We start from the raw sequence: 5258 nt of genomic DNA on the forward strand, positions 1-5258 counted from the left end.
GATCAGGGACATCCCTGACACCAGGATCAGCGCGAACGACATCCCGAAAGCCAAGCCCATCAGTAGGCTCGCGATGCCTGGAGACGACACCCCGGTGCTGACAACCAAAGACAGCAACACCCCGAACGACACCATGGCGCCACCGACCAGTGAGCGAACCAGGAAACTCAATGGGTGCGAGGCTTTTTCGATGGCGATCTCGGCGACGCGGTTGGTCATCTCGCCGATCGTGAACAGTTCAAACGGGTCGCGGGTGCCTGACGCCCGGGATGCCTCGGTCAGCGGTGTGGCACCGTCGGTGGTGAGTGTTGATACGGGCACAGTTGTTCTCCAAGCGAATTCGTCGGAACTCAGCGGTCGCTACGCAGTTCCCAGCGGAGCTGAGCTTCTGAAGGGGATTGCACCGGAATGAAGGCAGCCTCGCGGAATCGGCGGCTTGCGTCGGTGCGGCGTGCGTAGCCCTTGCCGCCTGCGGTGCGAATTTCAAGAGCCGCTGCGGCGCTGACCACGTCGGCCGCAGCCAACCTCAGCGTCAGTAGATCGCGCTTCGCGGGCGTGGTCGGACCTCCGACTGCCGCGGCGAAGCTTGTCACCTGCGTTTCGATGCCCGCCAGATCAGCTGACAGCGAGTCGAATTCCACGGCGAATGCAGTGTTCACGCCGGCGAGGCTGGGTTCGACCTCATCAAGACACCGGCGGGCCAGCCCGACACACATGGCCGATTGCAGTACCAGAAACGTCGGGCGAACCTCGGTCAGAAATGCGTCGATGTCGCGGCTGAGGATCTGGTCCTCACCGACGTAGACATCGTCGAGCTTGAGAAAGGACGACGCGGTGCTACCCAGGGCGAGTAGGTCGAAGTGATTGCCGATCGTGACACCGTTGGCGGCGAGCGGTAGTGCGACGACCAGCTTTTCACCAGTGCCGGTCTGAGCGGCCGTCACCATGACGGAATCGGAATAGAGATTGCTGGCCCAGCGCAGTGTGCCGGTGAGCCGGTAGCCGTCGCCGGCAGGCGTCGCAGCCAAGTCCAGCGTGCCGCACCCGGCGGCGTCCTTGAACGCCGAGGCCATCCCGGTCACACCCAGCGCGTCGCCGCCGATCAGGTTCGCGGATGCGCCGCACGACCACGGGGTGGCTGCTTCGGTCAAGTACTCGATGGTCATCCGGTGCGCCCATACCGAAAAGGCGGTCGACAAGCAGTGACCCGCCAGTTCGGCGATCACCGCGGCCATTGTCGGCAGTGTCCGGTCGTGGTTGTGGGGAGCGCCCAACCCGAGGACGCCGCTGCGTGCCAGCAGTTCGACGTTAGCGCGAGTATCGCGTTCGCCTTGGTCCAGTGACATTGCACTGGAGGCGATTTGGCCGACGACGTCAGGCGCGAGGGATCCTGCTGACACAGCAATGCTGTCGAGTTCGGTGGTCATTAAAGTCCTCGAGTCGGGTTATTCGACGGTCAAGGTGGAATCGACTGTTGCGGGTCGACGCAACGTATTCACCACGGGAGACCATTGGATGGCGTTGTCGTGGATTTCCTGCAGCACCGCAGGGTCGGCATCACCGGCGAGCAGCACATGGCTCCGAATCGCGGAAAATCCGAGGACCTTGTCATCGGGCGTATCACCGACGCCCCACACCGCCGAGATGTCGATGTCACCTTCCATGGTCACCTCGATCTTGGTCAGCGCCACACCACGGTGAGTGGCATTGGCCAGCAGGCCGACCGCGATGCATGAACCCAGTGCCGCCAGAACGGTCTCCGACGGATTGGGCGCGGCGTCGTCGCCCAGCAGAGCGGGCGGCTCGCCCACCAGCATGGGCGTGAGGTCGCGGACGTAGGTGAGGTTGCGAAAGTTTGACTCGCACACAGTCTTTGCTTTGAGTGTTTTCTTACCGGTGGCCGGATCGGCTTTGGCGTTACAGGAAAGTCGGTCCAGCCCCGCGGCGTCGATCGTTAGGGCTTGGCCGGAGAATGTGGTCATGGATGCAGGCTCCTGGAAGTTCGAGGTGATGGTCACACGCTGACATAGACAGACCACTCTGTCTATGGGCCGAAGTCCGAGTCGTACGCGGGGGCGCTGAGACGGTAGCGATCCCTGACATGACGGGGTGATCATGGCGAAGCGCCGCGAGTTGCCGCGATCGAGACGTTTGACCGGCGGTTTCGCGCCCTAACAGGTCGCTGGACGTCGCGAAGAGCTATTCCGTTGCGAAGAGCGGCTGCGTGGGCGGCAGGACCGAGATATGCGGTGGGCGCTATCGAATCGCGGTGATTTGAACGCCGGGTGTCAGGGCTGCGCCGCGCGTGCCCTGGCGATCGCAGCTTCGGCGAGGCCACGGCCGAAACGAATCGGCTCGACGGACTGCTCGACCTTGGATGCCACCAGTGCGCCGTCATAAAGCAATTGGATGTGACGCGCCAATGGCGCCGGCCGCCGAATGCCCGCTGCCTTGATCAGTCCGCTCAGTGTCGACCGGACCCACTGTCGATGGTCATCGATGGGCTCGAAACGCACGCCGGGGAATTCCGATGCCGCGCTCGCGTAAAGGCACCCGGGGAAGTCATGTCGCAGACCCTTGGTGTGCGCTAAATCGAAGAACGTCAGTGCCTTGGCGATGGGATCCGCAAGGCCCGCGATCGCCTGCGCGAAACGGCTCCGGTCGGCGAGGTCCAGTTCCGTCAGGTATGCGATAACTAGCGCGTCCTTGGAACCGTAGGCGCTGTACAGGCTGGCCTTCGCGCAGTCGGCTTCGCGCAGGATGCGGTCAACGCCCACGGCCCGGATTCCGTATCTACCGAAAAGATCGGTGGCGGTGGCCAACAGGCGATCAGCCGGCCGAGCCGATCGCGCTTTGTCGGCGGTGGCCGCTGTCTGCATACGAGCCAAATTATCAGACGCCGACGCCTAGACAGAGGGGTCTGTCCGTGGGCTGGCTATTCGGCCGCAACGATTTTGGCGATCTGCTCGGCGACCGCCGTTCGTATCTCATTGTCGTCGAGATCCTGCAGCCCGAACGCGACCCGCAGCGTCGGTCCCATGAGTCCCCATCCGACTTGCAGCGCCATCCCATGGGCGGCCAGCAGTCGCGCGGTGCGGTCATCGGTATGACCGGCTCGCACCTGGTCCAGAAACGCTTCCATGCCGGGAAATCGCTGCTGAAGTTCTTCCACCGGAAAGCCGTCGAGCATCGAGCGCACCATGACGCGTGCCTGAAATTCGTAGGTGGCCTCGACTTCCGCCTGCGATGCTCCGGACTCGCGCAGGCCGGCCGCGGAGTCGGCGAGGTATTGCAGCGTGGCCGCCAAAAGCTGGCGTTTGCTGCCGAAGTGGCGGTGCAGCAGGCCGTGATTGACGCCGGCGTGAGCGGCGACCTCGCGGATCGATGTCGCGGCTGGACCCTTTTCGGCGAACAGTTCGCTGGCTGCTTGCAGGACGGCCGCGCTGACCTCGTCCTTACCAATTGGCTTCGCCGTGGTCGCAACCGTTGCCTCCGATGTAGCCATCTGTGTACAGTAGCGGACATCGTGGTGTAGTCAGGTGCCTACACGCCCGAAACGTTGACAAGGAGCAGCAGTGAGCAGTGATCTTCGTGTGGTCAAGCTGAGCGAGAACATCGGGGCGCGGGTTGACGGGGTGCGGCTCGGCGAGCTTGATGACGAGACCGCGGCCGCGATCAACCAAGCGCTGATCGCCCACAAGGTGGTGTTCTTCCGCGGGCAGACGCACCTCGATGACGACTCGCACTATGCATTCGCCGAGAGCCTGGGCGTTCCCACAACGCCGCACCCGACGCTCAAGTTCGAGGGCAGCCGAGTTATGCGACTGGAATCCATCGGCGGTGGCGGCGCTAACCAGTGGCACACGGATGTCACGTTCGTGGACCGGCCGCCGAAGGCCTCGATCCTGCGCGCCGTCGAGTTGCCGGCCTATGGCGGCACCACTACCTGGGCCTCGACAGTGTCCGCGTATCAGCAGCTGCCTCAGCCGCTACAGCAGCTCGCCGACGGATTGTGGGCAATGCACAACAACGCTTTCGACTACGCACAGGTCGACCCGGCGAAGCTGGCGGCCCTGGAAGCTGATCCCGAAGCAATATTGAAGTACGCCAACCAGTTTCATTCCGCTCACTACGAGACACACCACCCCGTGGTGCGGGTGCATCCGGAGACCGGCGAACGGTCGCTGCTGCTCGGCAACTTCGTCAAGGCCATTCTCGGGGTCAACGGCGCTGAGTCGCAGGCGTTATTCAGGATCTTCCAGGATCGGATCACGTGGCTGGAGAACACGATTCGGTGGAACTGGGAGCTCGGCGACGTCGCGATGTGGGACAACCGCTCGACCCAGCATTACGCCGTCTCCGACTACGGCACGCAGCGCCGCACGATGCACCGGATCACGCTCGCCGGCGATATTCCGGTGAGTGTGCATGGCGAACACAGCCGCGTCGTCGCCGGGGACGCCAGTGACTACTCGATCGTGGATATCCCGAAACCACTTGTGGCCTAACCTGAGGCGTCGCTGCGTCATCAGGAGACATCGATGGGATTGCTCGATCACAAAACCGCCGTGATCACCGGCGCCAACTCCGGCATCGGACTGGCGACCGCGACGAGATTTATCGCCGAGGGGGCAGACCGGATATTCATTACCGGTCGTCGGCAGCCCGAACTAATCTCCGCCGCAACCCGATTAGGCTCCCGCGCGGTCGCCGTGCCAGGCGATGTCGGAACACCGGGGGATCTCGACCGGCTCTACACCGAGGTTGACGGTGCGGGCAAGGGTCTCGACGTCGTGGTGGCCAACGCCGGCTCCACGAGGGTCGTGCGACTGGGCGAGATCACCGAGGACGACCTCGACGCGCTGCTCACCACCAACGTCAAGGGCGTGGTGTACACCGTGCAAAAAGCTCTCCCGCTACTCAACGACGGTGCCTCGATCATCCTGATCGGGTCCACCACCGCCGACCGTGGTCGTCCGGGGCTGAGCGTCTACGCCGCATCCAAGGCCGCCGTGCGCTCGTTGGCGCGCGCGTGGGCGAACGAACTCAACCAGGTCTGACGTTACTGCGCAAGCAGATTGACGATTCCGGTGAACACCGTGGGCATGGCCTTCGCGGCCGGCACGATACGCGACCGGGCGGGAGCGTAGGCGGAAGCCTGAAGCAGAGCCGCAGTCAGCATGCGGTAGCGCCGAGTCAATTGACGCCACTGACGGTCGTAATCCTCTGGTCGGCCGCTCATCACACAGTCGACCAGT

Annotated in this window: 6 protein-coding genes and 2 pseudogenes; 2 read left to right on the forward strand and 6 right to left on the reverse strand. The window is 63.6% G+C overall.

All coding sequences use genetic code 11. The features are described from left to right. The 5 genes from VN856_RS28565 to VN856_RS28585 form a co-directional block, all read right to left on the reverse strand. On the reverse strand, nucleotides 1-321 hold a 321-nt coding region (locus tag VN856_RS28565; protein WP_414687079.1), incomplete at its 3' end, for a formate/nitrite transporter family protein. A 29-nt stretch (nucleotides 322-350) separates the two neighbouring features. Next, nucleotides 351-1427 (reverse strand): acyl-CoA dehydrogenase family protein, encoded by a 1077-nt coding sequence (locus VN856_RS28570; protein ID WP_325695608.1) that lies wholly within the window; start codon nucleotides 1425-1427, stop codon nucleotides 351-353. A gap of 18 nt (nucleotides 1428-1445) precedes the next feature. Beyond that, on the reverse strand, nucleotides 1446-1982 hold the full coding sequence (locus tag VN856_RS28575; protein ID WP_325695611.1) for an OsmC family protein: 537 nt from the start codon (nucleotides 1980-1982) through the stop codon (nucleotides 1446-1448). Between the two features lie 306 nt (nucleotides 1983-2288). Beyond that, the gene (locus tag VN856_RS28580) at nucleotides 2289-2879 is read right to left on the reverse strand and encodes a TetR/AcrR family transcriptional regulator (RefSeq protein ID WP_325695613.1); all 591 of its coding nucleotides are present in this window, start codon (nucleotides 2877-2879) and stop codon (nucleotides 2289-2291) included. 56 nt (nucleotides 2880-2935) lie between these two features. Beyond that, the gene (locus tag VN856_RS28585; RefSeq protein WP_325695616.1) at nucleotides 2936-3505 is read right to left on the reverse strand and encodes a helix-turn-helix domain-containing protein; all 570 of its coding nucleotides are present in this window, start codon (nucleotides 3503-3505) and stop codon (nucleotides 2936-2938) included. Nucleotides 3506-3575: 70 nt separating this feature from the next. On the opposite strand from VN856_RS28585, the gene VN856_RS28590 reads away from it, so the two are divergent. Next, the gene (locus tag VN856_RS28590) at nucleotides 3576-4508 is read left to right on the forward strand and encodes a TauD/TfdA family dioxygenase (protein WP_325695619.1); all 933 of its coding nucleotides are present in this window, start codon (nucleotides 3576-3578) and stop codon (nucleotides 4506-4508) included. A gap of 33 nt (nucleotides 4509-4541) precedes the next feature. Next, a pseudogene (locus VN856_RS28595) lies at nucleotides 4542-5048 on the forward strand (SDR family NAD(P)-dependent oxidoreductase); the annotation flags it as partial. 14 nt (nucleotides 5049-5062) lie between these two features. Here the strand turns inward: VN856_RS28595 and VN856_RS28600 are convergent. Then, a pseudogene (locus VN856_RS28600) lies at nucleotides 5063-5258 on the reverse strand (monooxygenase); the annotation flags it as partial.

Source organism: Mycobacterium sp. (assembly GCF_035603715.1).
Lineage (GTDB): Bacteria > Actinomycetota > Actinomycetes > Mycobacteriales > Mycobacteriaceae > Mycobacterium.

Coding starts and splice junctions, on each gene's coding strand:
- VN856_RS28570 (WP_325695608.1), bottom strand. CDS start 1,427: ATGACCACCGAACTCGACAGCATTGCTGTGTCAGCAGGATCCCTCGCG.
- VN856_RS28575 (WP_325695611.1), bottom strand. CDS start 1,982: ATGACCACATTCTCCGGCCAAGCCCTAACGATCGACGCCGCGGGGCTG.
- VN856_RS28580 (WP_325695613.1), bottom strand. CDS start 2,879: ATGCAGACAGCGGCCACCGCCGACAAAGCGCGATCGGCTCGGCCGGCT.
- VN856_RS28585 (WP_325695616.1), bottom strand. CDS start 3,505: ATGGCTACATCGGAGGCAACGGTTGCGACCACGGCGAAGCCAATTGGT.